Annotated in this window: 31 protein-coding genes and 2 tRNA genes; 22 read left to right on the forward strand and 11 right to left on the reverse strand. The window is 46.4% G+C overall.

The window, feature by feature from the left end; translation table 11 throughout:
* The first annotated feature begins 11 nt into the window (after positions 1–11).
* A complete protein-coding gene (locus tag H6X83_RS04685) occupies positions 12–692 on the forward strand; it encodes a Crp/Fnr family transcriptional regulator (protein WP_212507995.1) in 681 nt (226 codons plus the stop codon).
* Positions 693–778: 86 nt separating this feature from the next.
* On the opposite strand, the gene H6X83_RS04690 is transcribed toward H6X83_RS04685, so the two are convergent.
* The gene (locus H6X83_RS04690) at positions 779–1,045 is read right to left on the reverse strand and encodes a GlsB/YeaQ/YmgE family stress response membrane protein (RefSeq protein WP_425489203.1); all 267 of its coding nucleotides are present in this window, start codon (positions 1,043–1,045) and stop codon (positions 779–781) included.
* Between the two features lie 253 nt (positions 1,046–1,298).
* Positions 1,299–2,063, reverse strand: a complete 765-nt coding sequence (locus H6X83_RS04695) for a hypothetical protein (protein WP_212507996.1) — start codon at positions 2,061–2,063, stop codon at positions 1,299–1,301.
* Positions 2,064–2,153: 90 nt separating this feature from the next.
* Between H6X83_RS04695 and H6X83_RS04700 the strand changes: the two genes are divergently transcribed.
* The 3 genes from H6X83_RS04700 to H6X83_RS04710 all read left to right on the forward strand — a co-directional run bounded on the left by H6X83_RS04700 (position 2,154) and on the right by H6X83_RS04710 (position 6,044).
* The gene (locus H6X83_RS04700) at positions 2,154–3,149 is read left to right on the forward strand and encodes a glycosyltransferase family 4 protein (RefSeq protein WP_212507997.1); all 996 of its coding nucleotides are present in this window, start codon (positions 2,154–2,156) and stop codon (positions 3,147–3,149) included.
* A 102-nt stretch (positions 3,150–3,251) separates the two neighbouring features.
* Entirely contained in the window at positions 3,252–4,373 is a 1,122-nt protein-coding gene (wecB, locus tag H6X83_RS04705) for a non-hydrolyzing UDP-N-acetylglucosamine 2-epimerase (protein ID WP_212507998.1), read from the forward strand.
* Between the two features lie 12 nt (positions 4,374–4,385).
* A complete protein-coding gene (locus H6X83_RS04710; RefSeq protein WP_212507999.1) occupies positions 4,386–6,044 on the forward strand; it encodes a glycosyltransferase in 1,659 nt (552 codons plus the stop codon).
* A 4-nt stretch (positions 6,045–6,048) separates the two neighbouring features.
* Here the strand turns inward: H6X83_RS04710 and H6X83_RS04715 are convergent, their stop codons facing one another.
* A complete protein-coding gene (locus H6X83_RS04715; RefSeq protein ID WP_212508000.1) occupies positions 6,049–6,705 on the reverse strand; it encodes a glycosyltransferase family 32 protein in 657 nt (218 codons plus the stop codon).
* Positions 6,706–6,819: 114 nt separating this feature from the next.
* On the opposite strand from H6X83_RS04715, the gene H6X83_RS04720 reads away from it, so the two are divergent.
* The 3 genes from H6X83_RS04720 (at position 6,820) to H6X83_RS04730 (ending at position 9,054) form a co-directional block, all read left to right on the forward strand.
* Positions 6,820–7,881, forward strand: a complete 1,062-nt coding sequence (locus H6X83_RS04720) for a glycosyltransferase (protein ID WP_212508001.1) — start codon at positions 6,820–6,822, stop codon at positions 7,879–7,881.
* 20 nt (positions 7,882–7,901) lie between these two features.
* Positions 7,902–8,639, forward strand: a complete 738-nt coding sequence (locus tag H6X83_RS04725; RefSeq protein ID WP_212508002.1) for a GT-D fold domain-containing protein — start codon at positions 7,902–7,904, stop codon at positions 8,637–8,639.
* An 82-nt stretch (positions 8,640–8,721) separates the two neighbouring features.
* Complete coding sequence (locus H6X83_RS04730; protein WP_212508003.1) at positions 8,722–9,054, forward strand: cupin domain-containing protein; 333 nt, start codon at positions 8,722–8,724, stop codon at positions 9,052–9,054.
* 87 nt (positions 9,055–9,141) lie between these two features.
* Here the strand turns inward: H6X83_RS04730 and H6X83_RS04735 are convergent, their stop codons facing one another.
* A complete protein-coding gene (locus H6X83_RS04735) occupies positions 9,142–9,915 on the reverse strand; it encodes an ECF transporter S component (RefSeq protein ID WP_212508004.1) in 774 nt (257 codons plus the stop codon).
* 127 nt (positions 9,916–10,042) lie between these two features.
* Between H6X83_RS04735 and pdxR the strand changes: the two genes are divergently transcribed.
* Positions 10,043–11,395, forward strand: a complete 1,353-nt coding sequence (pdxR, locus tag H6X83_RS04740; protein ID WP_212508005.1) for a MocR-like pyridoxine biosynthesis transcription factor PdxR — start codon at positions 10,043–10,045, stop codon at positions 11,393–11,395.
* A gap of 87 nt (positions 11,396–11,482) precedes the next feature.
* On the opposite strand, the gene H6X83_RS04745 is transcribed toward pdxR, so the two are convergent.
* Together H6X83_RS04745 and H6X83_RS04750 are read right to left on the reverse strand one after the other, a co-directional pair.
* Positions 11,483–11,558 (reverse strand) — tRNA-Lys (locus H6X83_RS04745).
* Between the two features lie 104 nt (positions 11,559–11,662).
* Positions 11,663–12,409 carry a M48 family metallopeptidase gene (locus tag H6X83_RS04750; protein WP_212508006.1) on the reverse strand — a complete coding sequence of 249 codons (747 nt, stop codon included), beginning with the start codon at positions 12,407–12,409 and terminating at the stop codon, positions 11,663–11,665.
* A gap of 215 nt (positions 12,410–12,624) precedes the next feature.
* Between H6X83_RS04750 and H6X83_RS04755 the strand changes: the two genes are divergently transcribed.
* From H6X83_RS04755 to H6X83_RS04775, 5 genes are all read left to right on the forward strand, one after another.
* Positions 12,625–13,077 (forward strand): MarR family winged helix-turn-helix transcriptional regulator, encoded by a 453-nt coding sequence (locus tag H6X83_RS04755; RefSeq protein WP_212508007.1) that lies wholly within the window; start codon positions 12,625–12,627, stop codon positions 13,075–13,077.
* A 27-nt stretch (positions 13,078–13,104) separates the two neighbouring features.
* Positions 13,105–15,327, forward strand: a complete 2,223-nt coding sequence (locus H6X83_RS04760; RefSeq protein ID WP_212508008.1) for an ABC transporter ATP-binding protein — start codon at positions 13,105–13,107, stop codon at positions 15,325–15,327.
* Positions 15,324–17,228, forward strand: a complete 1,905-nt coding sequence (locus H6X83_RS04765; RefSeq protein WP_212508009.1) for an ABC transporter ATP-binding protein — start codon at positions 15,324–15,326, stop codon at positions 17,226–17,228. The genes H6X83_RS04760 and H6X83_RS04765 overlap by 4 nt, the downstream gene beginning before the upstream one ends.
* Positions 17,229–17,729: 501 nt before the next feature.
* Positions 17,730–18,236: a DUF4358 domain-containing protein gene (locus H6X83_RS04770; protein ID WP_212508010.1), complete on the forward strand. Its 507-nt coding sequence runs from the start codon at positions 17,730–17,732 to the stop codon at positions 18,234–18,236.
* 44 nt (positions 18,237–18,280) lie between these two features.
* Positions 18,281–18,354 (forward strand) — tRNA-Gly (locus H6X83_RS04775).
* Between the two features lie 152 nt (positions 18,355–18,506).
* Here H6X83_RS04775 and H6X83_RS04780 read toward each other — a convergent pair.
* The 5 genes from H6X83_RS04780 to H6X83_RS04800 all read right to left on the reverse strand — a co-directional run bounded on the left by H6X83_RS04780 (position 18,507) and on the right by H6X83_RS04800 (position 22,194).
* Entirely contained in the window at positions 18,507–19,694 is a 1,188-nt protein-coding gene (locus H6X83_RS04780) for a tyrosine-type recombinase/integrase (RefSeq protein ID WP_212508011.1), read from the reverse strand.
* Positions 19,695–19,850: 156 nt separating this feature from the next.
* Positions 19,851–20,750: a hypothetical protein gene (locus tag H6X83_RS04785; protein WP_212508012.1), complete on the reverse strand. Its 900-nt coding sequence runs from the start codon at positions 20,748–20,750 to the stop codon at positions 19,851–19,853.
* A gap of 14 nt (positions 20,751–20,764) precedes the next feature.
* Entirely contained in the window at positions 20,765–21,160 is a 396-nt protein-coding gene (locus H6X83_RS04790; RefSeq protein ID WP_212508013.1) for a hypothetical protein, read from the reverse strand.
* A gap of 211 nt (positions 21,161–21,371) precedes the next feature.
* The gene (locus tag H6X83_RS04795) at positions 21,372–21,803 is read right to left on the reverse strand and encodes an ImmA/IrrE family metallo-endopeptidase (RefSeq protein ID WP_212508014.1); all 432 of its coding nucleotides are present in this window, start codon (positions 21,801–21,803) and stop codon (positions 21,372–21,374) included.
* Between the two features lie 4 nt (positions 21,804–21,807).
* On the reverse strand, positions 21,808–22,194 hold the full coding sequence (locus tag H6X83_RS04800) for a helix-turn-helix domain-containing protein (protein WP_246419513.1): 387 nt from the start codon (positions 22,192–22,194) through the stop codon (positions 21,808–21,810).
* Between the two features lie 202 nt (positions 22,195–22,396).
* Between H6X83_RS04800 and H6X83_RS04805 the strand changes: the two genes are divergently transcribed.
* The 9 genes from H6X83_RS04805 to H6X83_RS04845 all read left to right on the forward strand — a co-directional run bounded on the left by H6X83_RS04805 (position 22,397) and on the right by H6X83_RS04845 (position 26,699).
* Positions 22,397–22,561, forward strand: a complete 165-nt coding sequence (locus tag H6X83_RS04805) for a helix-turn-helix domain-containing protein (protein WP_212508016.1) — start codon at positions 22,397–22,399, stop codon at positions 22,559–22,561.
* Positions 22,561–23,295, forward strand: coding sequence for a Rha family transcriptional regulator (locus H6X83_RS04810; protein ID WP_212508017.1), 735 nt, complete (start codon positions 22,561–22,563; stop codon positions 23,293–23,295). The genes H6X83_RS04805 and H6X83_RS04810 overlap by 1 nt, the downstream gene beginning before the upstream one ends.
* 81 nt (positions 23,296–23,376) lie before the next feature.
* Positions 23,377–23,595 carry a helix-turn-helix domain-containing protein gene (locus H6X83_RS04815; protein ID WP_212508018.1) on the forward strand — a complete coding sequence of 73 codons (219 nt, stop codon included), beginning with the start codon at positions 23,377–23,379 and terminating at the stop codon, positions 23,593–23,595.
* On the forward strand, positions 23,592–23,762 hold the full coding sequence (locus H6X83_RS04820) for a hypothetical protein (RefSeq protein WP_212508019.1): 171 nt from the start codon (positions 23,592–23,594) through the stop codon (positions 23,760–23,762). The genes H6X83_RS04815 and H6X83_RS04820 overlap by 4 nt, the downstream gene beginning before the upstream one ends.
* A complete protein-coding gene (locus tag H6X83_RS04825; protein ID WP_212508020.1) occupies positions 23,737–23,976 on the forward strand; it encodes a hypothetical protein in 240 nt (79 codons plus the stop codon). The genes H6X83_RS04820 and H6X83_RS04825 overlap by 26 nt, the downstream gene beginning before the upstream one ends.
* 333 nt (positions 23,977–24,309) lie before the next feature.
* The gene (locus tag H6X83_RS04830; RefSeq protein WP_212508021.1) at positions 24,310–24,909 is read left to right on the forward strand and encodes a sigma-70 family RNA polymerase sigma factor; all 600 of its coding nucleotides are present in this window, start codon (positions 24,310–24,312) and stop codon (positions 24,907–24,909) included.
* A 47-nt stretch (positions 24,910–24,956) separates the two neighbouring features.
* The gene (locus tag H6X83_RS04835) at positions 24,957–26,114 is read left to right on the forward strand and encodes a DUF7666 domain-containing protein (protein WP_212508022.1); all 1,158 of its coding nucleotides are present in this window, start codon (positions 24,957–24,959) and stop codon (positions 26,112–26,114) included.
* Positions 26,107–26,481, forward strand: coding sequence for a hypothetical protein (locus H6X83_RS04840; protein WP_212508023.1), 375 nt, complete (start codon positions 26,107–26,109; stop codon positions 26,479–26,481). The genes H6X83_RS04835 and H6X83_RS04840 overlap by 8 nt, the downstream gene beginning before the upstream one ends.
* A complete protein-coding gene (locus tag H6X83_RS04845; protein ID WP_212508024.1) occupies positions 26,478–26,699 on the forward strand; it encodes a hypothetical protein in 222 nt (73 codons plus the stop codon). Before H6X83_RS04840 ends, H6X83_RS04845 begins: the two co-directional genes overlap by 4 nt.
* The last annotated feature ends 207 nt before the right edge of the window (positions 26,700–26,906 follow it).

Below are 26,906 nucleotides of genomic sequence, written 5' to 3' on the forward strand. Positions count from 1 at the left end.
AGGATTATTTTATGGAAAATATTGATTTATTTCTTTTAAAGCGCTCAAAACTTTTTAACGGAACCCAAGAAAAAGAAATTGCAGCTATGCTTTCCTGCCTTTCTGCGGAAAGGAAAAAGTATGACCGCGACAGTTATATCCTGCGGTTGGGAGAGCATGTCCATTTGGTTGGGATTGTACTCTCGGGGCGCATTAATATTGTAAAGGAAGATTATTGGGGTAACCGAAATATCGTGGCGGCAGTCAAGCCGGGCATGTCATTTGCGGAAAGCTATGCCTGTGCAGCGGATATTCCACTTGGGGTCAGTGTGCAGGCGGCAGTGGATGCAGAAGTACTTTGGATGGACATCCGAAAAATACTGTGCACCTGCTCATCAGCCTGCGAATTCCACAACCGCCTGATTCAGAATTTGGTTTCTCTGCTTGCTTCCAAAAACCTGCTGATGAATGAAAAACTGACTTTTTTAGCGCAGCGCAGTACACGCGAAAAGCTGTTGTCCTACCTTTCTGCGGAATCCATGCGGCAGGGAAATGCGGCATTTGAGATTCCCTTTGACCGCCAGCAGTTAGCAGATTTCCTTTCTGTTGACCGCAGCGCTATGTCAAATGAGCTTTCCAAAATGCGCAAAGACGGCATTGTAGAGTACAGCAAGAACCATTTTACTCTTTTACATGATATAGAACAGATTTAGCCGGATTTTCACAAAAAAGGACCAGCCCTGCGGGAGTATCTGCTTCCCGTCGGGCGGCCCTTCTTGTGAAGAATAAACTGAAAAAATTAATGGTTTCTGCGAATTGCATTTACAATCCAGAGGAGAATTACAGCGCCGACGATGGCCACAATCAGACTCCAAAGGTTGAATCCGGTGAATCCGCTTCCACCCAGCAGGCTCATAATGATGCCGCCAATAAAGGCGCCTATGATACCGACAACGATATTAGCCACAGGTCCCATCCTGCTGTCATTTCCCGTAATTTTGCTGGCAATCCAACCTGCCACTGCACCAATGATCAGCCAGCCTATAATCCACAATAACCACTCCATTAATATTCCCCTTTCGGTTCTGCTTAGTGAATAGTATTTGAAAGAGTTCGACAAATATACGCTTTCATTTTGGTAAAAATTAAAATTTTTAATTCCTGAAAAAGTAGCTTTGTGCTCAAAGTAAAGGACAATGCGCCCTAAAATCAGGACTACAGAGTGAATGTTCAAAATCATAAAAAAATGAGGCCGGCTGTATAGTACAGTCTGCCTCATTTTGCATTAAAAAATACTTTCATGGAAAAGAGCTGCACGCTTACACAGGGTAAAACTGCTCATTTGGGAATTTCATTTTCTGAAAATATTCGCATGGTGTGTGGCCGCAGACGTCACATTCGCGCAGCTTCATGATTTTGCAGCTGCAGACTTTTTGGCAGGTAGAGCGTGCCAGCTGTACGGTGCCGATCATGCCAACTGCTGCGTACACATAATTGCAGGGTTCATCATAAGGTCCCCAGCAGCAGGAAGGTTTCAGCCATGCTTTCAGCGGCAGTGCTTCTGCATTTACAAGGAACCGCAGACTGCTGCATTCTTCACCGTTTGTTGTAAAAAGCTTTATCGGCGGTTCTGTGCCGCCGAAAAGCGTTACTGAAAATCTGCAGGAAAGGCCGGCTTCAATCCATGTACGTTCTGCTGCTGGTTCTGTATCATGCGGAATGTCTTGGCAGCATACAATTTGAAAAGGTACGCCTGCAGCATTCAGCAACTGCAGGGAAAACGCAAATGAAAGTACAATATCAGCAGACCAGAATCCGGCTTTCTGCGCAGCAGGCAGTATGCTGCAAACTTTGATTTGTGTGATGCGGAAGCTTTCTGCATCTATTTTGGCACAAGTGGTGCAGAGCGGTGCCGCAATTTCATGTCCCGGCAAAATGACCTTACCTAATTTTTCGCAGTTTTTCCCACTGGGCAGAATGACACAGCTGCATGCTTCCTTTGAGAGTACCGGACCGATGTTCTCACAGCGCTTTAGTATGCACTGATCGTAAATTTGTAAGACAGAAATTGCTTCTTCCGTCATTCCACTCACCCCGTGCTGCTTTTATATTTATTCACACAGTATGCTTCTGCTTCTCAAAAGGTGCAGCGAAGCAGGGAGGTGCCCAAATCCATGAAAACGCTGCTTTGTATTCGGAGCGATTATTTGACCAGTTTTGCGGGGGATTCCAGGCAACTGCTGGAAACAGCCGCATTTTTACGCAGGCATGGTGCGGATGTTCAGATTTGCACTGCAGCTGATTCTATAAAAAAATGTGATGCGGTGCATCTTTTTAACTTGACGCGCATTACGGAAACCTATGCTTTTTTTCAAGCTGCGGTGCAGTACCGAAAGCGCATTTTGCTGACGCCAATCTTTTGGGATTTAAGCAGGTATTATCAGTTTATGAAAGACGAGGTACAGTTGGCACAGTGGGAATATTATAAAAGTTTTCGCAGAGAAATTTTGCAGGGATGCAGCATGGTATGTCCCTCCGGCAGGCTGGAGGAAACCCGTCTGTGTATGGACAGCGGTACGATTTTTCCCAGCACGGTAGTGCCCTGCGGCGTTTTTGCACCACAGCGGGAAGATACTTTAACGGAAAGGATTTTTGCACACAAGCCATATCTTTTCTGTTCAGCGCGAATCTGCCCGCGAAAAAACCAGCTGGCACTCTGCAAAGCGGCAAATCAAATCGGAATTAACGTTGTTCTTGCAGGCAAAGACGAGTGTCAGCCATACCTGACAAAGTGCCTTGCTTACCCAAATGTTTTTTATGCGGGCTTTTTGCGGGAAAATCAGCTTTGGCCAATTTACCGGAATGCGGCGCTGCATGTGCTTTGCAGTTTTGTTGAAACACCCGGGCTTTCCAGCCTGGAGGCGGGACTTGCCGGTGCAGATCTGCTTTCCACCAGCGCAGGAAACGCATATGAATATTTTGGTGAAGATGCTTGTTACTGTGACCCGTATGATGAGAGCAGCCTGAAAGACGCAATTCTTACAGCACTTTCAAAGTCAAAACAGCCTGCCCTGCGGCAGCGAATCCGGGAGCAGTTCCTTTGGGAAAATGCTTTGCAGCCTTTGCAGCAGGTTTACCGAAACTTTGGGTTATGTTCGCCCGCAGTGTAAAAGCAGCGCAGTTCCTTTCCTCTTATAAGCACATTCGCTTTCTCTGGAACATATTGTGGAACTAAGACTGTGATAATTTTGGGGCAACGGCGAGGCGATGTCATGAGGCAAAAAGTTTTGGCAGTGTTTGGTACCAGACCGGAGGCCATTAAAATGGCGCCGCTGGTAAAAGAACTTCTTGGCAGGGACACTTTGCAGACAAAGGTTTGCGTTACAGCGCAGCACAGAGAAATGTTGGACCAGGTGCTGCAAATTTTTCAGATTGTTCCGGATTATGACTTGAATATCATGCGAAAAGGGCAGTCCCTTTCAGAAATCACCACACGGGTACTGCTGGATTTGGACAGCATTCTTACACAGGAACAGCCGGCGCTTGTGTTGGTGCACGGCGATACTACCACTTCTTTTGCGGCAGCACTTTCTGCATTCTATAACCGAATACCGATTGGCCATGTGGAAGCTGGACTCCGGACGTACAAAAAGGATTCTCCCTATCCGGAGGAAGCAAACCGTCAGTTCGTTGACGCTATTTCGGACGTCTTTTTTGCACCAACGGAGCAGTGCCGCCAGAATTTGATCAGAGAGGGAAAGAAAGCCGAGCAGATTTTTGTGACCGGAAATACGGCGATTGATGCATTACAAACAACCGTAGACCTTGATTATCACAGTGAAATAACGGATTGGGTCGGGAAAAGCCGCCTGCTGCTGCTGACTGCGCATCGCCGTGAAAATCTAGGCAGCACCATGGAAGAAATATTTCGTGCAGTTCGGCGCGTTGTGCAGGAAAATGAAGATGTAAAGGTAGTATATCCGGTTCACCCAAACCCGGCTGTTGTCAGTACGGCCGAAAAAGTATTTCATGGCTGTGACCGTGTACTGCTTACAAAGCCGCTGGATGTGGTCCACTTTCACAATCTAATGAGCCGCGCTTATCTGATTTTAACAGACAGCGGCGGTATTCAGGAGGAAGCACCGCATCTTGGCAGGCCGGTTCTGGTTTTGCGGAACACGACGGAGCGGCCGGAGGGTGTGGCGGCAGGTACGCTGAAACTTGCGGGCACTGCGGAAGAATCGGTTTATGAATCTGTCAGTCAGCTGCTTACAGATTCAACGGTATACGGGCAGATGAGCCGTGCGGTGAACCCCTATGGTGACGGTCACGCAAGCAGGCGTATTGCAGACGAAATTGTTCGGCAGCTTTTGCAATCAGATGGCAGCAGATAGGAAGGCAAATTCATGAAAAAATTAATGACTTTGTATCCTTCGGCGGATACTTATGCTGACAGTTCCCTGCCCGCTCAAAATTTTTCCAGTGAAGAATTCTATTTCCTCGGCAATTTTCGATGCAGTACGATTTATCGGGTCTTCATGCAGTTTTGCTTAGATTCTGTGCCAAAGAACGCCAAAATCCTAAAAGCGGTGTTAAAGCTATACTGTACACGAAATGATAAACTGGAGCAGGAAAATCTGTTTGAGATTCATCCGATTGTGGATACATGGCAAGATACAACAATCAATTATGAAAATCAGCCGCGCGGGGACAGACAGTGGATTCCCCTGAAAGCAGAATATGCGGTTTTTGAAAATGTCTGTGCAGATATTACAGATATTGTACGTATTTGGCAGGAACAGCCGCAAACGAACCATGGCCTGCTGATAAAGCCGGCAGATGAAACCAGTACGGAATCGCTGATTGCGCTGCTCAGCAGCAGGCAGGCGTATCAGGCATGGAAACCCTGTCTGCAGCTTACACTGGAACTTCCGGAACAGAAAAAGCCGCAAAGCGAAACGAAAAAAAAGGTCGCGATTGTAACACCGCAGTTTTTGGAGTGGAGCGGGGAAAGGTGCATCTTTGGCGGAGGGGAACGGTACCTTGCGGAACTGGCGGAGCTGCTTGCCGGTATGGGCTGCCAGGTGGATGTTTTTCAACCGTCAAACGGATTGCAGTGGCAGAAAGAGTACAGCGGATTCCGTGTTTTTGGTGTGGGGGACGGCGGTTTTGACGAGGACTTTTTCCTTGCGCTGAACCAGCATTTTTATGAGCTTACGCAGGATTATGACCTGCACATTTACCTGAGTATGGATTTAACGTGTCCGTTTGTGTTCCCGAATTCCATTTGTGTAAGCCACGGTGTTTGGTGGGATTCTACAGAGCGTCCGTGGTGGCGTTCTAAAAAATGGTATGACAGACTGTTTGCGGGGCTCAACAAAATCGATACACTTGTCAGTGTGGATACCAATACCATCAACTGGCTCAATGCAGTCAATCCGCAGATCCAGTGCAAAAAAACTTATATACCAAATTACGCGGACCTTGATATTTTTAAGCCGCAAGAACCTTCTGCTGAGAAAAAAGGCACCGTAAAAGTCCTGTATCCCCGTCGGCTTGTTTCCGGCAGAGGATGGAGTGTTACCAAAGAGGTGGCAAAGGAACTGCTGCAGGAGCGCAGTGACCTTACTTTTTCTTTTGTCGGCAGGGGGCTGGAACAGTCAGAAAGGCAGATGGAACTGCTGGCAGAAAAAAATCCCGGTATCGAATACCGTTGGTACCCCATGGAAGATATGCATCTGGCGTATCAGGATGCAGACATTGTGCTGATTCCGTCCTGCTACACAGAGGGAACCTCGTTTTCCCTGCTGGAAGCAATGGCCTGCGGCAAACCGGTTATTGCAGGGTTAGTCGGCGGTTTGACTGATTTAGTAATAGATGGCTACAATGGCCTGCTCATTCAGGTTTCTGAAGATACACTGAAAAGTGCTGTTCTACGCCTTGCCGACAATGCTGAACTGCGCAGAGAGATGGGGCAGCATGCCCTGCAGGTGGCGCAGAGCTTTTCAAAAAGGTTTTGGGAGCAGCGTTGGAAAAAAGTAATCACGGAACATTTGCAGACCTGAAAAGTTAGTCAGGTGTCACGCCCGGTTCTTTCCAGGAGTAGGCAAAGTGATGGATGGTGTGCGTGTTGGGGGTCAGTTTGATTTCCCGGGTTTCCCATACCATTGGGCAAAAATAATCGTTTGGAAAAATGTGAACATCGTCTTTCAAAATTTGTAATTCATTGCCGCGTTTCAGACCGAATTCTTTTTCCGCCAGTTCTGTCATGAAGATGACATTTGGCTTTAAATCCATGGTGCCGTCCGGGTTAAAAAATGAGCGCCCACGGTAATGCTCCAGCATACAGTGAATCCATGGGTGGTGCGGTACGGCGGCCATAATGCCGGTGGGCATATAGTTATCCTGCTCAAACCCGGAAAAAGCCTGGAAATTCATGAATTTGTCTAAATCACTAATGACTTCAACATCAGTGTCCATATAAATTCCACCGTAGTGATAAAGCGCCCAAAGGCGCACGTAATCGCTGACAAAGGCATATTTTTTACAGTTGTATGCTTCCTGTGTGAACGGTACGCTGTCTACGTCAAAGGTTTTTTCGTTCCAAGTAATAATAGGATATTCCGGCAGATACTTGTTCCAACTTTCTATGCATTTCTGCGCTAGCGGGGTCAGAGGTTTGCCGCCGAACCAGCAGCAGTGAATGACTTGTGGAATAACGCTCATCGTAATCTGCTCCTCCACTTCAAGTTACAGGATATGCCATTCTATGACAGCCTGTGGCGTGGTGTTAATATTGCACGGTGACATGGAACAGGTCTTGTTAATAGGTGATGTTAGATGACGAGGAGTGGATTAACTGTGCCGGGTGACAGCATGAAAAATTACTATATTGCACTGACACCGACTTTGGAAAACACAGCGTGGAGCAAAGCAACGGATGATGTGGAATACTTTCTGTGCAAAATGAATTTTCAGCCAATTCCGGTGTCTGCATGCGGTCAGAACACGGAAGTATGTCTTAGCCAAATGTTAGGGCAGCAGAGCCAAGGCATTGTGCTGCTCCAGTATCCGAAAATTCTGTTTGAAAACTTTAATTTGAGCGGATTTCTGAATTGCATGAAGCGTAACCATCAAAATTATAAATCGGTGGCACTTGTGCACGACCTTGACTCCATTCGTTTTGGAAATTTCTTTTTGGATGGGCAGCTTCCAGAGCTTGCCGCACTCAATCAGTTTGATTACTTGATTGCGGTGAACGACAGCATGGCGGCTGTTCTGAAAGAGCATGGGGCAAAGCCGCCAATTTATTCCCTGACTCTTTTTGATTACCGGCTGGACAGTGGTTTTGAAATGCACAGGAGCTGGTCACCAACTGCTGTGTTTGCGGGAAATCTGAAGTACGAAAAATTTATATATCAACTGCATGAACTTGATTGGAAGTCCAGTACGCTAAATGTATATGGTCCTAATTTCGATGCAAGTAGTTTTGTATCCTGCACAGCGGTCACGTACTGCGGTGAACTGCCGCCGGATGCTTTGGCAACAGAAGTAGCAGACAGTTATGGCCTGTGCTGGGAGGGAGACAGTTTGGACCGCTGCCGTGGAAAAATCAGCGCGTACTTAAAGTATACGAATCCATATAAAGTTTCCTTTTATCTGGCACTCGGCTTGCCGGTGATTCTTTCAAAACAAATGGCGGCGGCGTCCTTTATTGAGCAAAATAATGCAGGGGTCGCCATTGACTCGCTGCGAAAGCTGCCTGAGGTGCTCACAGCCATTTCGGAACGGGAATATCAGTCAATGTGTGAAAATTGTTTGCGGCTTTCCCAAAAGCTGCGGCACGGGTACTTTTTGAGCTGTGCAGTGCAACAGATTGAATATGATATGCAAACCACTTGACTTTAACTGGAGAGATTCCGTTGGCAACTTATTTAAATGAAACAGAACTTTTTGAAAAATGGAAAGCAATCATAGACGGAACCAGCCCACATGCATCCATTCGGATTGGCGACGGGGAAGCTGCGGTTGCCGCGCAAAAGAAAATTCTGTCCATGGACTTTATACAGACAGTCTACCCATGGGTGAGGGCAAATGATATAAATTATTGCGGTGTGTTGCTGCCAAATGAAGATGTGCGTAGAAAACTGGTTAAAGCGCTGCAGCAGGCAGATTTTTTGGGTATCCTTTCGCAAACAGAAAACTGGATGTTCAGGCCGCTTGCAGATATGGTTGTGAAATGCTATCATTTGCAGCCCAAAAGCTGGTTTTATGCATTTGATAATTATATTCTCAGTACGAAAAAAGAATTTTACGAGTATTTCCAAAACAAAAGTGTTTTGCTGGTGGGAAACAAAGCAAAGTACCTGAAAAAAGTGCTTGAAAACCGTTACGGCTGGAACGGCATTGTGGGTATAGTGGACTGTCCGGACTGGCGTTTCCTTGAAATAGCAGAAGCGGAAATGAATCAGTATTTTTATCGGGTAGCATTGGTCAGCGCAGGCGTTCCGGGGAAAATGCTGACCGCGCACGCGAAAGCGGCGGGGAACGTTGGCATTGATTTTGGCTGCGGTGCGGATTTATGTTTGGAGGCGGATGCCGCCGGGCTGTACGCTTGGGAAATGAAAACCGGGCCAAAGCGGAATTTCGTATGTGAATAGTAGACCTTGACTTGTCTTGCTTTTTATGCTAATAATTAAGGAAATTCATGCTGGAATTATCCGGCAGAAAGGGACGTATATTATGGAGACAAGAACAGAAAAGATTGAAAACATGTGCGGCGGCAAGGGCCATGTGATTATCAAGCACATCCTTGGAGAAAAAGAACTGAACGGCAAATGCGGATTGTATGCGCAGGTTACGATTGAGCCGGGCTGCACACTGGGTTACCATGAGCATCACCATGAAAGTGAAACCTACTACATCCTCTCCGGCAATGGTATTTATGATGACAATGGTGTAAAGCGTCCGGTTAAGGCCGGCGACGTCACTTACACTGGTGACGATCATGGTCACGCACTGGATAACGCAGGGGACACTGACCTTGTGTTTATGGCACTCATTATTTTTGACTGAGCATAATATGTAAAAATCCTCCTGTACCGCTGGTTTTTACAGCAGTATAGGAGGATTTTCGTGTACGGGCAAGACCGAAGGTCACGCTTAACCCGCGAATGCCAAATGGCTGCGCTTGAGCGCCGCGCGAATCACATAGAACAGTGGAACAGCAATCACATCCGCAATAATGCCGTTTGTAATGGTTACGCCCAGCTTTACGGTCATGATTGTGTTCAGCGCTTCAGCGGCGTTGCCCAGCAGAACACCTTCAATAAAACCGTGAGTCAGGTACAGCACGCTGTAGCACAGAGAGCCGACAACTGCCGCGATAATTACGCGGGGAATCTGCTTCTTTTGAGCATTGCCATTGAGCAGTTTGCCGTGGATGCCCCATGCAATCATACCGCAGACGAATGCCATCACAAATTTGGTGACAAAGGTCAAAACGCAGGTGTCTGCCCAGCCTTTGAAGATGTCGAAAAGGAAAGCCCCCAGCCCGGCAGCCAGTCCGCCGTAAATCGGGCCGAGAATCAAACCAGCAAAGATGCAGAAAACATTACCGAAACCGAACATTGCTTTGCCTGAAATCGGCAGGGTAATGCTTAAAAAGTGACCGGCCAGCACCAGTGCCGCGAGCATACCGGTAAAGGCAAGATTTACAGTTGCGGACTTGCCTGTTACGTTGTAATTCATATTTTTCATTGCAAAGTACAGGCACACCAGTAAAACAGCACCCAACACGCCTGCAAAGCCGAATGCGCTGGCTCCCTTAAAGGAAGTCATGTTGAAAAATACTGCCGCAAATACAATGCACGCTGCCACCAGTGCCCAGTAAACAACTGTGCGCAGAACACTGCTTTTTTGCGCTTTTTGTTCCATAAAAGATCCCTCCAAATTTTGACTTTACTCAATTAGTCTGCTATAATCATAGAAAATATCTGTACATTTGAAAAGTGACAGTTTATAAAAAAATTAAATGTACAGTTTGAAAGCAGGGACAGCGGAAATGACATATGATTATATTCAACTGGAAAAAGAAAATGACCAGCCACTGTATCTGCAGCTTTATGAGCAGCTGCGTGCCGCGGCGCAGAGCGGCAGCCTGCGCCCAGGGCAAAAACTGCCCAGTATCCGCCGCCTGAGCGAGGACCTTGGCCTTTCCCGTACAACGATTGAAAGTGCATATCAGCAGCTTTGTGTGGAGGGCTATATCGAGGCGCGTCCGCAGCGCGGTTACTTCGTGCTGACAGGCGGGGGAAAGCGGGGCGCACAGCCCGCCGCAGTGAAGCAGGCACCGCCCATGCTGCCGCGGTACAACTTTGGTACGGACGCTGTGGACAGCAGTGTCGCTGATTTAAAAATCTGGCGGCGGCACATTCGCGACATCTTGAATCGGCCGGAAGCACTGGTTCGCTATGGGGAGCATCAGGGAGAACTGCTGCTGCGGGAAGCTTTGCGGGATTACAGCTACGGCGCCCGCGGTGTGGTTTGTTCCTCCGAGCAGGTGGTAATTGGTGCGGGTACCCAGCCGCTGCTTTATATTCTGTGCGGACTGCTGCAGGGGCAGATTGGCGCGGTTGCTATAGAAGAGCCGGGTTTCCCACAGGCAGAGCAGGTCTTTGCAGACTGCGGCATTGAGGTGCTGCATCTGCCCGGTGATAAAAGCGGAATGCAGCCGGAAGCACTGCGCAGAAGCGGTGCTAAAGTGGCTTATGTGACACCTTCCAGCAGGCGAGGCAGCGGCAGTCCGATTCCGCTGCTCCGGCGGCAGGAACTGCTGGAGTGGGCTGCACAAACCGGTGGCCTGCTGATTGAGGATGATTATAATGGCGAGCTTCGCTACCGCGCCCGCCCAATTCCTTCCATGCAGGGTATGGCGGCAGATGGGCGCGTTGTGTATCTCGGCTCTTTTTCCAAGCTGCTGCTGCCAAGTGTGCGCGTCGGATATATGGTACTGCCTATGCGGCTGCTGCCGCTGTATCTCGCGCGAGCACCGCGCTACAATCAGACTGCTTCAAAAGTAGAGCAGCTTGCATTGGCGGATTATGTAAAAAGCGGGCAGCTGGAACGGCAGCTTCGCCGCTTACGCAAGGTTTATGCACAGAAAAGCAGTTTGCTGATGCATTTGCTGCAGGAGGCTTTTGGCAACTGTGCGCAGCTGAATTTACAGGAAACGCCTTTGTGTATTACGCTTCGCTTTCAAAATGCACCATCCCCGGCACGTTTGGCGGAAATTGCAGCGGCAAACAATGTACGGGTGCGCCCAGGTCCGGAGAACCAGGTGACGCTTGGATTTGCAGGCATTCCACTGGAGGACATTGCACCTGGTGTAAGTGCTTTGCAAAAGGCATGGAAGTAAGCTGTATTCTGCATTTCGTCATGAATTTAGAAATATTAAAAAAGCCGCACAGTTAAGTTTTTAGCTTAACTGTGCGACTTTACTTTTTGGTGAACCATCGGGGATTCGAACCCCGGACACCCTGATTAAAAGTCAGGTGCTCTACCGACTGAGCTAATGATTCATATTGGGCTAAACGCTTTACAAAACATGTCGTTTTGTGAACCAGCCCTAATAGAATAGCATTTCTAATTCCGTTTGTCAATAGTTTTTTGCACTTTTTTGAAATTATTCATTGTAAAAGAAAGAATAGGGCAGAGCGCGCAGCGGCCGGGTACGCTGTCGGTAGTCCGGCATTGCTCGTTCCAACTCGCTGTAAAACGCTGCAGAATGGTCTGCATGCAGAAAATGAACATATTCATGCAGAGCAACAGCCTGTATACACGGCCACGGTGTTTCCAGCAGACGGGTACTGAGTGTTATTATTTTTTTTGCAGGGATGCAGCTGCCCCAGCGGGAGGTCATGCGGCGAATCCGCAGATTCACTGCAGATGGAATCGGGCGGTCCGCCAGCAGCACGGCTGCTTCTTGTATGGCTTTTTGAAAAGCAGATGTGCATTCCTGATTCAGCAGCTGTGAAATGCAGTATCTGCGCTGCTCATACGGCAGCGGCTGTGGGGAAGAAAGCAGCAGTGTTTTTTCATCGGGAAATACAGAAACTTGCGGTGCGGCAGCGGTCTGCAGGGTCAGCAGCCGCCCAAAAATGCGAAAGTGTTCTCCATCAGCGTATTGGTGTGGCGGCGGAGCTAATGCCTGCTTCTTTTTCAACTGCTCCAGCGCATGCAGTAAAAATTCACTTTTTTCCCACAACACACGTTCCACTTCTGAAATTGGAACGCAACGGTTTGCAGAGACTATAATCATGCCATCCGCGCGCACATGAATATTGATGTTTTTGACCGGTTTTTGTACCAGTTCATAGGAAAGCCGCTGTTCGCCGCAAAGAATACTGCCCAGTACGACCGCTTTTTTCATTGTTTCACCCCATTGCCACTTTAGAATAACATATTTTTTTCTGTAATGCTATGAAAAAAGAAAAATGGGTTGACACAGCGGTGCAGAATCATTATACTTGTAAACAGTTGATGATAGTAAACTATTCATATTTATAAATAGTTTATGAAGCACAATAATATGTGAATGAATTGTGAATTCAGCAGCACTTCAATTTTAGAGAGGAAGGAAACAAAGTGTCAGAAAGTGATCGGGATTTATTGTTCGTTGCTGCGCACCGCGTTGGTACGTTGTCAGGAAAGCTGTACCACCAGGCGGATTTGACGCACAGCGAGATGATGCTGTTTCACCATGTAAAGCGTATGCAGGGCAGCGAGGGCGTACGTGCCAGCGAACTTGGCCGTCACCTGGGCATCAGCCGTCCGGGTACCAGCCATTTGCTTACCGCATTGGAAAACAAGGGACTGATTGAACGTGTGACCAGCAAAAAAGACCGGCGGGCAGTGTATGTACGCCTGACCGACTGCGGCTTGGAACGCTACCAAAGCATGAATGCGCAGATTATGGAGTGTGTTGGCCGTGTTATGGTACGTTTGGGGCACGAAAAATCTGTTCAGCTGACTATTTTACTGAATGAGCTTGCAGATATTATGGAAGAAGAAATAAAAGCCTGCGCTCAGAAGAAATAGAATTGAATTTAAGAAAGGAAAGACACTATGGGTAGAATTGCTCGATATTTCAAAGCTTATATCGGCCCTATTCTGCTGGCAGTTTTTCTGCTGTTTTGTCAGGCATTGTGCGATTTGTCACTGCCAAATTATATGAGTGACATTGTCAACGTCGGCATACAGCAGAGTGGCATTGAGGATGCAGCACCAAATGCCGTCAGCCAAAAGGGAATGCAGTTTTTCCGCCACTTCATGACGGAGGAACAGCTGAAGCAAATGGACCAAAGTTACGTACTGACGAAAAAAGGAACCGATACCGGCAATTATCCGAAAAATGCGGATGAGGACATTTATACGCTGAAAAGCGGTTCCGACCGCACACAGCTAAGCAACACGTTTGGTGAGGTAACTTGGACATTCATTAACGCGATGGAAACGCTGCAGAAGCAGATGGGCAGCAAGTCTTCTACCACCAGCAGCGGAAGTTCACAAACGGACCTGACGGATATCGACTTTTCCAAGCTGTACCAAATGGAACCGATGCTTGCAAAAATCCCGCAGAAAACGATTTCAGATGCGCAGGACAAAGCAAAGCAGGTGCAGAATTCTATGAAGCTGCAGAGCGGCGCAGTCCTTGTAAAGTCTTTTTATAAGGAACTGGGAGTGGACACCGGCGCCATTGAACAGCGTTACATCATTATGGAAGGTCTCAAAATGCTTGCGTTGACTTTGGGCAGCGCATTGGCAGCAATTCTGGTTGGTCTTTTGGCGGCGCGTGTTTCCTCTGGCCTCAGCCGCAACCTGCGTCGCGACGTTTTCCACAGGGTAAATTATTTTTCCCATGCGGAATTTGATAAGTTCAGCACGGCTTCGTTGATTACCCGTACAACAAATGACATTACACAGGTACAGATGGTTACCATGATGGGCATCCGCATGCTGACGTATGCACCGATTATGGCAATTGGCGGCATCCTGATGGCGGTGCGCAAGAGTGTTTCTATGACATGGATTATTGCACTTGCGGTCATTGTGCTGGTTGGTCTGGTTGGCCTGGTCTTTGCAGTTGCACTGCCGCGCTTTAAGAAAATGCAGAGCCTGATTGACCGCCTGAATCTGGTTGCACGCGAAAACCTGACTGGTTTGATGGTGACCCGCGCTTTCAGCAACCAATCCTTCGAGGAAAAGCGCTTTGATAAGGCAAACTGCGACTTGACAAACAACCAGCGTTTTGTGAACCGTCTGATGACAGTGATGATGCCGGCTATGATGCTGATTATGAACGGTATTTCACTGTTGATCGTTTGGGTGGGCGCTCATCAGGTTTCGCAGAGCACCATGCAGGTAGGCGACATGATGGCCTATATGCAGTACGCAATGCAGATTATCATGAGCTTTTTGTTCATTTCCATGGTCTTCATCTTTGTTCCGCGAGCTTCCGTTTCTGCGGGCCGTATTGCGGACGTTTTGGAAACCGAACCGAGTATTCGTGACCCGGAACAGCCCAAATCATTCAACTCTACCAAAAAGGGCTGGGTCGAGTTTAAAAACGTGTCGTTCCACTATGCGGGCGCGGATGAAGATGTACTGGAGAACATTACTTTTACGGCAAAGCCAGGGCAGACCACCGCATTTATTGGTTCTACCGGTTCCGGCAAGAGTACATTGATCAACATGGTTCCGCGTTTTTACGATGCAACAGCGGGAAGTGTCTGTGTGGATGGACGTGATGTACGCGAAGTGACGCAGAAAGAACTGCGCGAGCGTATTGGCTATGTTCCGCAGAAAGGCGTACTGCTTTCCGGTACGATTGGTTCCAACCTCCACTACGGCAATGAAGATGCTTCTGATGAAGAAATTCGTAAGGCGGCAGAAATTGCGCAGGCAACGGAATTTATTGACAGCAACCCGGAGGGAATGACATCGTCGATTGCACAGGGCGGCGGCAATGTTTCCGGCGGTCAAAAACAGCGCCTTTCGATAGCGCGTGCGCTGGCTTCTGATGCGGAAATCTACATTTTTGATGACAGCTTTTCAGCTTTGGACTTTAAAACAGATGCAGCACTGCGTGCAGCACTGAAAAAGAACATCAGCGGTGCAACTGTTCTGCTGGTGGCGCAGCGTGTGTCTACCATTATGGATGCAGAACAGATTATCGTACTGGATGAAGGTAAAATCGTGGGGTGCGGCACACATCAGGAACTTCTGAAAAACTGCCCAACGTACTATGAGATTGCTTCCAGCCAGCTGACAAAGGAGGAATTGGCATGAGCGAGATGAAAACCTCCACACCTCCGCGCCGCCATGGGCCAATGGGCGGCCCAATGCATGGCGGCCCAATGGGAGTACCGGGCGAAAAGGCAAAGGACTTTTCCGGTACGCTGAAAAAACTGATGAAATATATCGGCAAATATAAAATCAGCGTTTTGCTGGTGTTGCTGTTTGCTGTTATTTCCACGGTGTTTATGATTGTTGGCCCGAAAATCCTCGGTAACGCAACTACTGAAATTTTTAAAGGTCTCATGGGCAAGGTGTCAGGTACCGGTCAGGGAATCAATTTTGAGCGCATTGGGCAGATTATGTTGTTCCTGCTGACAATTTACTTGATCAGTGCGGCTTTCAGCTATCTGCAGGGCTGGATTATGACCGGTGTGACTATGAACACCACTTACCGGCTGCGCAAAGATATTGCCGGCAAAATTCAACGTTTGCCGTTTAAGTATTATGATACAACCACAAATGGTGAAGTGCTTTCCCGCTTGACCAATGATGTGGATACCATTTCACAGAGCCTGAATCAATCGTTGACACAGATTATTACAAGTATTACGCAGTTGGTTGGTTACTTGATTATGATGTTTTCCATCAACTGGCAGATGTCACTGATTGCACTCTGTATTGTACCGGTTTCGGCATTGTTCATTATGCTGGTTGTAAAGCATTCACAGAAGTATTTTAAAGAGCAGCAGGATTATCTTGGCCATGTAAACGGGCACATTGAGGAAATGTACGGCAGCCATGTGGTTGTGCGCGCATTTAACGGTGAGGAGCGTAACGAGACCGCTTTTTCTAAGTATAATGAAAAACTCTATGGTTCCGCATGGAAAAGTCAGTTTCTTTCCGGTTTGATGCAGCCGGTCATGATGCTGATTGGTAACATTGGATTTGTGGTGACCTGCATCCTCGGCGGCTGGTTTGCTGTAAATGGCGTTATTACAGTTGGCGACATTCAGGCGTTTACGCAGTATGTGCGTCAGTTTACACAGCCCATTCAGCAGGTCGCGAATATTTCCAATGTGCTGCAGTCCACCGTTGCGGCGGCAGAGCGTGTGTTTGCTTTCCTCGGCGAAAAAGAAGAATCCGAAGACAGCGAACATGCGATTACGCTGAATACCACCGACAAGCCGGATACCGAACTGAATATCCATGTAGAGGGCAGCGTGCAGTTTGCACACGTGCACTTTGGTTATACACCGGAGAAAACTATCATCAATGATTTCTGCGCTGCAGTAGAGCCGGGGCAGAAGGTTGCAATCGTTGGTCCGACCGGTGCTGGCAAAACAACCATGGTGAAGCTGCTGATGCGTTTCTATGATGTAAATCAGGGTGCCATTCTGGTGGATGGATACGATATCAAAGACTTTAAGCGCAATGACCTGCGTGACCTGTTCGGCATGGTACTGCAGGACACTTGGCTTTACAATGCCTCTATTCGTGAAAACATCCGTTACGGCAATCAAAGCGCAACAGATGAGCAGGTTATTGCCGCTGCCAAGAGTGCACAGGTAGATCATTTTGTGCGTACACTGCCAGGCGGTTATGACATGATTCTGAATGAAGAAGCGAGCAACGTCAGTCAGGGGCAGAAGCAGCTACTTACCATTGCACGCGCCATTCTGGCCAATCCGCAGATTTTGATTCTGGATGAGGCAACTTCCAGCGTGGACACCCGCACAGAGATTCTGATTCAGAAAGCAATGGATAACCTGATGAAGGGACGTACCTCCTTCATTATTGCGCATCGTTTGTCAACGATTCGTGACGCCGACCTGATTCTGGTTATGAATGAGGGCGACATTGTGGAACAGGGAACACATGAGTCGCTGCTTGCAAAGGGTGGCTTCTACGCAAACCTGTACAACAGCCAATTCGTTGAGGCTGCCGAAGCCTGATAGGTTGTAAAATGACAAAGCACCGTTGGATTTATGAAGTGAACCCCAAAAGTTAGACAAGTGATATACTTGTTTAAGGAATGGGGTTCACTTCATTATTCCTGCGGTGCTTTTTGCTGTTTGTCCTTTGAGAGAAATCAGAGAAAAGAAACGTTTTTTGTAAATTGCAGGCGTGAATGTGTTTAAAACCACTTAGTGCCAACGTCTGAACATGAAACTTTTCAACATCTGAAAAGTTGAAACTAACGAAAATTATTTCACAATTTGTGAAAACAGGCATGATTATTGCACATACTGGTTGAAAATGCGGTTGAAAATGTGGAAGACTTTTTAACAGGAATAAATTTACTGCTCTTGAGAACATATATTATGTAAACAAATCAAGTTGTACGTAAAACCTGGCGAATAAAATTATACTTATTAAATTTCCAATATAGAATTAATTTTCGTGAAAAAAGCATTAAAATAAAGGAAAAATTTTTTTTGGGAGGACAGCTGTTTATGAAAAGCCACGTGAAGCCTCGGTGGATTGTTCTTTCAGTTTTAGCAGTTGTCCTTGCGGCAGCAGTCGTTGCAGTTGGTGCACACGTGCTTCAGGCACTTCATAAAACGCAGAATAACCCAAAAGCGGATGTACTTGCAGCACAGATGGTGCAGGAGCTTGGATACAGCGGCTCTTATGTACAGATTGCTGCTGGCTCCGTACAAAAGTATTATCCGGTGGACACTGCTTTGGTGGAAAGTGAGGGCCTGTGGCTTGCCAGTGGCAGCGACAAAGCCGGCGAGCTTTGCTGTTTTCGCCTGCATAAGGCTGAAGATGCAGCGAAAGTAAAGACGGTCATTGGTGAACGACTGAACAGTAAAGCGCAGGTACTGCACGCCCTGAATGCAGACCAGTATCGAATGGTGCAGAACGCCGCAGTTGTGCAGGACGGAAGTTATCTGCTGGTGGCGGTTTCTGCAGACTCAGGCGCAGAAACGGAACTTTTTAAAAAGCTGCTGAATTAAACTTGCAAGATAAAAAGTATTGTGCTATACTATAGTTCGCATTTGCAGAAGTAGTTCAGTGGCAGAACACCAGCTTCCCAAGCTGGTCATGCGGGTTCGATTCCCGTCTTCTGCTCCAAAGAAAAATGTCCGAAAAAACCGCATGGTTGAGCCATTTCTGACTTGCCATGCGGTCTTTTTATACCATTCTGAGCCTCTAATTTATACTGCAAAATATCGTAAAATAACAAAGAATAATTAATAGTGGTGAGTCAGTTAGTGAGTCAAAACTCATTCAGAATCCTTTTTGCTAAGATATTCATCTAGTTTGCTGATATTTTTTTTCTTATATTTTGCGTCAAGATGGGTGTAAATATCGAGCGTTGTCTTTATATCACTGTGGCCTAGTTGCTCTTTCGCTGTCAGCACATCAACTCCAGACAAATACAGCAATGTTGCAAATGTGTGGCGCATCCAGTGAGGCGTGATGTTTGGAATTGTCATTTTAACCTTTTCATGGGTGAACACCGATGTGACTTTGCTTCCGTCAGAAAGCACACTATGCCCATACTTTACATTGAGCAGCAGCAGGTACGAATACCACATTGACCTCCACCCCTGCTTTGTGAGCATCTTTCCTCTTGTGTCAGGGCAGACAAGAATTTTAAGGTTTCCGGTATCAATGTCCTTTTTGCGCTCTGCTTTTAAGAATTTGACTAAATCTTTTGGAACATTTACAATTCTTTTTGCGGAACTAGATTTACCATAGCTTTTCAAACAAGGAGTGCTACCATCATACTCTACAAATTTGTTGACTGATATTGTGCGCTCACTGAAATCAATATCATCCCATGTTAAGGGCGTTAATTCACCGCGCCTTAATCCAGAATACATCATTGTAATAGCGGCTCTCTGCGCTCTGTGCGGTGTGTCAATAATCCACTGCTGTTCTTCATCTGTTAACGCTCTGCGTGGCTCTGGCGGCGTTCCAATGGCAGAATTGTGGTTCTTGCTCTGCTTCACCGGATTTTCTGTGATAACATGATTTTCCAAAGCTATTTCAAAAACATTATATGCAGCCGCTTTCAGCTTCTTTATTGTGCTTTGCGAAGTTGGTCTACTTGTATAGGGGTTAAACTTTGCAAGTGAAATTAATATATCTTCAACGTCTTGTGAACGGATGCCTTTAATTTGGCAATTCCACAAAGGCTTTAGACGGTTGATTCTTCCAATTCGGTTTTTATATTCATTGTTGCATACTTGCAGTTCCGAAGCATTCAGCCATTTGTCAGCCCAACTTTTAAAAGTATCTTTTTGTGCAGATGTGTCAATGCCTGATTTTAGCATCATTCTAGTGTCAACTGCTTTTTTATGTGCTTCTCTTTCCGTCTTGCCATAGCAACTAATTAATTTACCAGTGTTGGGGTCTTTTACTCGTTCACAGTATCTACCATCTGCACGCTTTGTAAGTTTCTCCATGAATAATATTGTGTCCTCCTAAAAACGGGCATAAAAATGCCCGGACTGTTGATTTCAGGCCGGGTTTGGAGTACAATATTTCTTGCAATACATTGTGCTCCGACTCCGGCCGGTGCTACCGCTCTATCCTGTTCCAGCAGGGTAGGGCGGTTTTTTTTATTTACTTACATCAACGAACTGCGCTGAAAACTTGACCGTATCTGTTGTTCCGCCGGTTGTCGTTTTCATTTGCTGTATACCGTCACAAGTGCCGTATACTGTTATGTCGTCACCTTGTAGGACTCTGCCTTTACCAGATTCACTCAAATTGTAATCAATCAGCACGTATCCGCTTGAACTTTCAAGCTGTAAGATGATTTGAAAATGATTGCCCAAGTTTTGCACCTGATAAGCGTTTCCAGACAGTTTGACTTTCTTTCCGCTATAATTGGCGGGGTTCCGCAAGATATCTTTGCAGTCGTATGATTTACACTGCTTTTTGTATTCAGACTCATTAACTGATTTCTTCGGCGCCAACTCCACAGTAGGGGAGGATGTGAGTCCTGCCGCAGCACTCTGTATATCGTTAAATGATATGTTAGCCGGAACCGTTGCGGAAATTGCTACGGAAGCGAGTATTGGTACAGCAATACAGGCTATAACAGAACCGGCATTATGCGTTTTGATTGGGTGGTACCTAAAATACGCAAGAGTCGATTCAGGATTAAGATAATTTACATTTGTGCCATTGCCTTTATATCCGCTTATAGCTTTGCGATAAATCCTTGCAGTTGCTTTTCCATTGGCAACGTTCACAGCATCTATGTTGGAATGTACCATGTGCGCAGCTATTGCAAAGCCAATGGCTGGAACCAATGCGCATATTCCGGGGACTATGTAGATACAGTAAAAGCAAGACACTGAATCAACAGCAAACAATATAGCCAGTATCAGCAAAACCGCATAAGCAAATTTCAGACCGCCACATTTCTTAACGGGTGGATTTGGCAATGGGGAATAGTCACCATTCGTGTTGTCACTTGGCGGTAAAAATTCAGGTGAGCCATACGCGCCCATGAAAATCACTCCTTTTATTCTAGTCCATTTTGGCCGGATGAAATCAGCTTGTTGTTTTGAAAAACAGCATATACGCTTTTGCCGATTCCAAACCAGTTGTAAGTTTTGGTTTCAACTCCATCAGACTTGTTGTTGAAAGTTGCAGTTCCTTTACTTCCCAAAATTTCGCAGCACTTTTCATATGTCATTCCATCAGAAAGCTTTTTATAATTGCTTATGGTTAATTCTCCCGAAGAATTGGAAACGCTGGCTTTAGAACCATTTGAGGAATTACCATGCAAAGGAGCAGTGCTTAATGCAGTGCCGGTCAGGATTACGGCAGCAACTAGAATAGTTGCAATAATCCATTTCTTTCTGTTCTTTGACTTTCCGTCTTCGTATTCATCAGAATCGTCATCTGTATCATTCATTGTGCTAGAAAGGTTCGTCAGGTCAGTTCCGCAATTTGGGCAGAAACCTGATTTCCCAGCGTTAAAGCCGCACTTTGGGCAGAACATAAAAATTTCTCCTCTCATAGATTGACAATTTCAGCCAACCAATTATAATAATATTTGGGGATAAACCTACAGAATATCCTTTTACAAGCCTTTCGGTGTTACCAGCGCCGGAGGGCTTATTTTTTTATGATTCAGTATTAAACGATAGGCCACGGCTTTCCGTATAATAACGCAGCGCCCAGCGAACCGCTTTTTCAGATATATTAAAATACTCGGCCAGTTGCCAAGGCTCAGAATACCCCATGCGCATTGCCTGTTGCAGTTCTTTGAACGGGAGAAAGTGCTCGGCTGCCCATCGGTTAGCTCTGTATTCGTGCTGGCTAATCAAATCAAGTGGGCTGCAAGCTTTGTGTGTTGCGCCAGTGGCGCAGTGACCAATCTCATGTGCTAGCGCACGTTTAGACTCTCCTAATGATGAAAAAGCGGACATGTCAATAAAAATTCCATACTTTTTATTCATTTCGATTGTAACGCTTTTATTCTTGCCTACATTGTATTGAAACACATAAATTCCTTGCTTTTGAATTTCTTTATACAAATCAGAAAATTCAATCATGAACTCATTCCTCGGTTTTCTTTTCCTTGTCCTGCTGCATTTTAAAGAATCGTGCCATTTCAAGCAGCTTCTGCTTGTTTTCATCTGTAAGCTCTTTTGATTCGTCCAAAAACGCATAGGTAAAATCATCAAGTGTAATATCTTCGGGCTTTTTCTCATCAAGAGAGGAAGCCCTTCCTTTTTGCTCATTTCCGAGTAGGTAGTCGACTGACACGCCAAAATAATCAGCTATCTTTTGAATTTTGTCGATTTTAGGCATACTGTTTCCACGTTTCCATTCACTAAGCGAGGACTGCGGAACTCCAGTTTCTTTATAAACTCTATAAGGAGTTACGCTGTTTTTATTCAATAATTCAGCAAAAACAGCGTATGTCTTTTGTACAGTATTCACAAATATCACCCATAATACAATTTTGTAGCATAATGTGCTTGACTTACTACAAGGCGTGTAGTATATTATAGGCATACCACGGTTTTGTAGTAAGCAAACCCAATATGCTTACGTTTTTATATGCTTCACACAACAAAGTAATAATACAACAAAACCGAAGTAAACACAAGTATAACAATATACAAAGAAAGAGGGTGATGTCATGTCAGAATTGTATACTTGCGCCCAAATTGCCGACAGATACCACGTTAAAACGTTGACCGTGTGGGACTGGATTCGCAAGCAAAAACTCCACGCCAAGAAGATTGGCAAGCAATATCTTATCAGCAACGAGGACATTAAAGACTTTGAAAAGGAGGCTACATAATGAATAATTTACAGATTTTCAACCGCGACGGCCAGCTCTATACCGACAGCCGCGAAGTTGCTAAGATGGTTGGCAAAAGGCATGACCACTTAGTACGCGACATTGATGGATACATTGAGGTAATTAGTCATTCCCCAAAATTGGGGGCTGATGATTTCTTCACAAAATCAAGCTATAAAGCAGGCACCGGCAAAACCTACCCCTGTTACCTGATTACGAAAAAGGGCTGTGAGTTTGTTGCCAACAAACTGACCGGCGAAAAGGGAATCTTGTTCACCGCTGCCTACATAGATGCTTTCCATCAGATGGAGGATACCATCAAGCAGTTGCCAGAGAAAGCACCAAACGAAAATGACTGGCGGCTTATCCGGTCAGAGGCTATGAAACTGAATGCCAAGACAAAAGCTTTCAAGGCCATTATGGCCGCAGCAAAGGACAAGCAGCTATCCGCAGTCGCCGCGCAGGTGTATGGCATTAAAGGTATGGAAAGCTTGACCGGAGAGCAAGTCACAGAGTTACCAGAGACCGGTAAGCTGTACACCGCGACTGAAATTGCAAATGCACTGCACACGACAGCCGCAAAGATTGGCAAGGTTGCCAATGCCAACAACCTCAAAACGGACGAATACGGCATCTGGACGCTGGACAAGTCCCGGTACAGTGGCAAGCAAGTCAATACGTTTCAGTATAACCAACATGGCAAGGACAAGCTGAAAGAATTGCTAACTGCTTGAACTTGTACATATCTATTGTATCACAATTAAAGTACAACAAATCGTACTTTGAAAAGCGTTCCGCAAGGGTAGGTGTTTGATATGAAGTTGTACAAGTCATGGAATGATGTTCCGCTCATTCTTCGCACAGAAGATGTTGTAACGCTTTTAGGAATTAACCGTACTATTGCAGTGAAGTGGTGCAAAGCTGGGATTATTCCTGCGACAAAGAAGGGCGGTATTTGGTTCATACAAAAGGCTGACTTGATGAAAGAGTTTTCCCATGCATTCGATATTCCGGCAGGGAGGGAAACAGCTTGACAGTTGAGTCAATCTTCATTATCGGTGTAATCAGCGGAATCATTGCAATGGCACTTGCTGAATTTGCGGTTGTTGCCGCAGCACTGGCTTTGAAACGGAAGAACAGTAAAATTGACATTATGAAGTTTGGAGATGAAAAGGATGGTAACAAAAAAGGTTCTGAATGATATTTGCTGGAAAGCAATGAGCAAAGGCGCTATTGCGCTTTATCCAGAAGAACTTATGCGACTCGCAGTTCATGTAGTGAGGACAAGCCAAAAGCACATTTTCCTGAACGATGTTCAGAAGAACATTCTTGCAGGCAGGGTTGCGGAACTTTCAAGGGAAAAGGCAGGTGAAGCAAAATGGCAAAGCAACCAGTATGCAATCACGATTGCCTAAACTGCCGGTTTCCTGACTGCATAAGCAAAGATTCGGCCACAAAGGAAGAATCGGAAGCCATAGCCAATGCAATCGGAGGCTATGCAACAGAGAATCATACAGGCAGTAAGGAAAGGTGGCGCAAGGATGGTTAATTTGTGTGGCCTTTGTTGCAAAGAGCGTCACGCTGGATGTCACGCAAATTGCAACCGTGGCAAGTTAATGGATGCATACTTTGAGCGCCGCAGAAAGCAGGTAAATACATATAACCAGATGTTTGGGTTTCACAGTTCATGCGGTTCTGAACGCACAGAAAAAATCTTGTGCAGCCATAAAGGCAGGTGAGCAGCAAAAGTGAAAAGGGTACCAATAGAGCCGCTCACGGAAAGTGAGCAGAAAACGGTTGAAGAAAACGAAAAGCTTATTTACGCTTTCTTGAATCGTAAGAGACTTGAAATTGATGAATGGTATGGGGACTGCGCTATTGGGCTAATAAAGGCAGCTAAAACCTACAAAGTGAAATCCCAAAACAAATTTTCTACATACGCTTTTTCTTGCATGTGGAATGAAGTAAAGCACAGATATGCGATTAACGGAGCAAAGAAACGCGTGCCGGACTTTATGGTTATTAGCATGAATACGCCCATCCCGGGAACGTTTGAAAGAACGGTTACGGTTGGAGATTCACTAGAAAGCACGGACATAGTGGCAGAAGTTGACGGAGTGATTGATATCAAATCTGCTATGAAAAGAGCCGACCAACGGATTACTCCAAAAATGAGAAGTGCACTGCATCTGTACATGATGGGGTACAGTATGGGAGATATTTCAAGGAAATGGGGTGTAACAACTAGCGCAGTAGGCGTGCAACTCAACAAGGCAAGAAAAGCGATTAAAGATGAAATAAAAAAATCCGCATCTGTGACTGCAATCACAAACGCGGAAAAGCCCTGACAAAAATATTTACGGATTCATTATACCAGAAAAGGAGCAAAAGTCAAATGAAAATGTTTAAAGGGTTCAATGATAAGTTGCAGTGCACTCCAGACGGCAAGTGCTTCCAGTACGAAGTTGGAGAGTCCTACGAGGAACCAGAAGCAGACTTGTGCCATACAGGATTCCACGCCTGTGAAGCGCCGCTGGATGTGTTTAACCATTACAGACCGGCAGGAGGAAGATTCTGTGAAGTTGATTTGGATGGCGTGTCTAATGAACACGATAGTGAAGATACAAAGCGTGTCGGCAAAAAAATCACGATAAAGGCAGAAATAGGAATTCCGGGACTCGTAAAAGCACAGATTGAGTACGTCAAGGCGCACACGAATTATGAACATACAGACCCCAAACAAGCCACAGCAGGTGAATTCGGTGCAGCCACAGCAGGTGAATCCGGTGCAGCCACAGCAGGTGAATTCGGTGCAGCCACAGCAGGTGAATCCGGTGCAGCCACAGCAGGTGAATTCGGTGCAGCCACAGCAGGTGAATCCGGTGCAGCCACAGCAGGTGAATTCGGTGCAGCCACAGCCGGTTATCGCGGTGCAGCCACAGCAGGTGAATCCGGTGCAGCCACAGCAGGTGAATTCGGTGCAGCCACAGCCGGTAATTGCGGTGCAGCCACAGCCGGTTATCGCGGTGCAGCCACAGCCGGTTATCGCGGTGCAGCCACAGCCGGTAATTGCGGTGCAGCCACAGCCGGTTATCGCGGTGCAGCCGCAGCCGGTTATCGCGGTGCAGCCACAGCAGGTGAATCCGGTGCAGCCACAGCCGGTTATCGCGGTGCAGCCACAGCAGGTGAATCCGGTGCAGCCACAGCAGGTGAATTCGGTGCAGCCACAGCCGGTAATTGCGGTGCAGCCACAGCCGGTTATCGCGGTGCAGCCGCAGCCGGTTATCGCGGTGCAGCCACAGCAGGTGAATCCGGTGCAGCCACAGCTAGAGGAACAGTCAGCGTTGGAAAGAATGGAGTTGGTCTTGCCCGTGGCAACGGAGTTAAAGCTAAAGGCGGTATAGGGGCAATTCTTGTGATATGTGAAGAAAATAATGATGATTGCGGAATTAAGGAATGGAAAGCCATAGAAGTTGATGGTGAAAAAATCAAGCCAGATACATTCTATCGTTTGGAAAACGGCAAGATTGTGGAAGTGAACGAAGATGATTGACGAACTTCCGACAGAAAGAGTTGTTCCACATTCAGTTGAATGCTGTATGTGTGGAGGTATGATTCCGGCTGACAGAAACGAAGAATACACGATTATTGGAAATGATATTGTGTGCAATGACTGTCTACAAGACTACTGCCGCACAAACTATGAACAGTATGCGCCGGACTACATAAAAAGCAATGGCTCTGAATTTGCAGAAGATTTGTGGAGGAACCTTACTCTAAGTGAAAAAGCACAGGTGGCAGAGATTCTTCTACAATCAGAATCCTGCTGCACAGATGTAGCAAAAGAAGTCATGTTTGATTACTGCCTGAAACATCTATTTGACTTCTCATCTTATGTGAAGGAGAAGTACGGAACATGAAAGATGAAACATTACAAAGTCGCATTGTGCGGGTTCAGAGAAAGCGCTGTGACATTTGCAAAGAGCGCGATTCCATTAAGAAACGGCTTGATGCTACTACATATTTCAACCGCCCGCTTGCTGTTGAAGTGCTTGACGATTACAAAGAGCAGATAGCGCAGTGCGATATGTTCGTTGCATATTTGCAGAGAAGAGTGGAGGCGGGAGAGCGTGAATAACAAGTGCAGATGTTGCGACAACCCGCTTGCAGATGGAGAAGTGGAACTCTGCGAAAGATGCAGAGATTTATTGCGGGTAATGAACCCTGATATTCCCATGCGTCAGCGTGTCGGGATGTTGCGAGAGAACTTGCAGGCAGAGCGCAAGAAAACCCAAAAGTTGCTTGCAGAAGATGTAAAGATGGCACAGTGCAAGCATTGCGTATG

This window comes from Caproicibacterium amylolyticum (assembly GCF_014467055.1).
GTDB lineage: Bacteria > Bacillota > Clostridia > Oscillospirales > Acutalibacteraceae > Caproicibacterium > Caproicibacterium amylolyticum.

Excerpts from the sequence above, each read along its gene's own strand:
- H6X83_RS04760 (WP_212508008.1), top strand. The coding sequence starts at position 13,105 with ATGGGTAGAATTGCTCGATATTTCAAAGCTTATATCGGCCCTATTCTG.
- H6X83_RS04750 (WP_212508006.1), bottom strand. The coding sequence starts at position 12,409 with ATGAAAAAAGCGGTCGTACTGGGCAGTATTCTTTGCGGCGAACAGCGG.
- H6X83_RS04795 (WP_212508014.1), bottom strand. The coding sequence starts at position 21,803 with ATGATTGAATTTTCTGATTTGTATAAAGAAATTCAAAAGCAAGGAATT.
- H6X83_RS04805 (WP_212508016.1), top strand. The coding sequence starts at position 22,397 with ATGTCAGAATTGTATACTTGCGCCCAAATTGCCGACAGATACCACGTT.
- wecB (WP_212507998.1), top strand. The coding sequence starts at position 3,252 with ATGAGGCAAAAAGTTTTGGCAGTGTTTGGTACCAGACCGGAGGCCATT.
- H6X83_RS04785 (WP_212508012.1), bottom strand. The coding sequence starts at position 20,750 with ATGGGCGCGTATGGCTCACCTGAATTTTTACCGCCAAGTGACAACACG.
- H6X83_RS04825 (WP_212508020.1), top strand. The coding sequence starts at position 23,737 with ATGGTAACAAAAAAGGTTCTGAATGATATTTGCTGGAAAGCAATGAGC.
- H6X83_RS04770 (WP_212508010.1), top strand. The coding sequence starts at position 17,730 with ATGAAAAGCCACGTGAAGCCTCGGTGGATTGTTCTTTCAGTTTTAGCA.
- pdxR (WP_212508005.1), top strand. The coding sequence starts at position 10,043 with ATGACATATGATTATATTCAACTGGAAAAAGAAAATGACCAGCCACTG.
- H6X83_RS04790 (WP_212508013.1), bottom strand. The coding sequence starts at position 21,160 with ATGAATGATACAGATGACGATTCTGATGAATACGAAGACGGAAAGTCA.
- H6X83_RS04810 (WP_212508017.1), top strand. The coding sequence starts at position 22,561 with ATGAATAATTTACAGATTTTCAACCGCGACGGCCAGCTCTATACCGAC.
- H6X83_RS04735 (WP_212508004.1), bottom strand. The coding sequence starts at position 9,915 with ATGGAACAAAAAGCGCAAAAAAGCAGTGTTCTGCGCACAGTTGTTTAC.
- H6X83_RS04780 (WP_212508011.1), bottom strand. The coding sequence starts at position 19,694 with ATGGAGAAACTTACAAAGCGTGCAGATGGTAGATACTGTGAACGAGTA.
- H6X83_RS04845 (WP_212508024.1), top strand. The coding sequence starts at position 26,478 with ATGAAAGATGAAACATTACAAAGTCGCATTGTGCGGGTTCAGAGAAAG.
- H6X83_RS04840 (WP_212508023.1), top strand. The coding sequence starts at position 26,107 with ATGATTGACGAACTTCCGACAGAAAGAGTTGTTCCACATTCAGTTGAA.
- H6X83_RS04685 (WP_212507995.1), top strand. The coding sequence starts at position 12 with ATGGAAAATATTGATTTATTTCTTTTAAAGCGCTCAAAACTTTTTAAC.
- H6X83_RS04695 (WP_212507996.1), bottom strand. The coding sequence starts at position 2,063 with ATGACGGAAGAAGCAATTTCTGTCTTACAAATTTACGATCAGTGCATA.
- H6X83_RS04700 (WP_212507997.1), top strand. The coding sequence starts at position 2,154 with ATGAAAACGCTGCTTTGTATTCGGAGCGATTATTTGACCAGTTTTGCG.
- H6X83_RS04715 (WP_212508000.1), bottom strand. The coding sequence starts at position 6,705 with ATGAGCGTTATTCCACAAGTCATTCACTGCTGCTGGTTCGGCGGCAAA.
- H6X83_RS04835 (WP_212508022.1), top strand. The coding sequence starts at position 24,957 with ATGAAAATGTTTAAAGGGTTCAATGATAAGTTGCAGTGCACTCCAGAC.
- H6X83_RS04730 (WP_212508003.1), top strand. The coding sequence starts at position 8,722 with ATGGAGACAAGAACAGAAAAGATTGAAAACATGTGCGGCGGCAAGGGC.
- H6X83_RS04720 (WP_212508001.1), top strand. The coding sequence starts at position 6,820 with ATGACGAGGAGTGGATTAACTGTGCCGGGTGACAGCATGAAAAATTAC.
- H6X83_RS04815 (WP_212508018.1), top strand. The coding sequence starts at position 23,377 with ATGAAGTTGTACAAGTCATGGAATGATGTTCCGCTCATTCTTCGCACA.
- H6X83_RS04710 (WP_212507999.1), top strand. The coding sequence starts at position 4,386 with ATGAAAAAATTAATGACTTTGTATCCTTCGGCGGATACTTATGCTGAC.
- H6X83_RS04765 (WP_212508009.1), top strand. The coding sequence starts at position 15,324 with ATGAGCGAGATGAAAACCTCCACACCTCCGCGCCGCCATGGGCCAATG.
- H6X83_RS04690 (WP_425489203.1), bottom strand. The coding sequence starts at position 1,045 with ATGGAGTGGTTATTGTGGATTATAGGCTGGCTGATCATTGGTGCAGTG.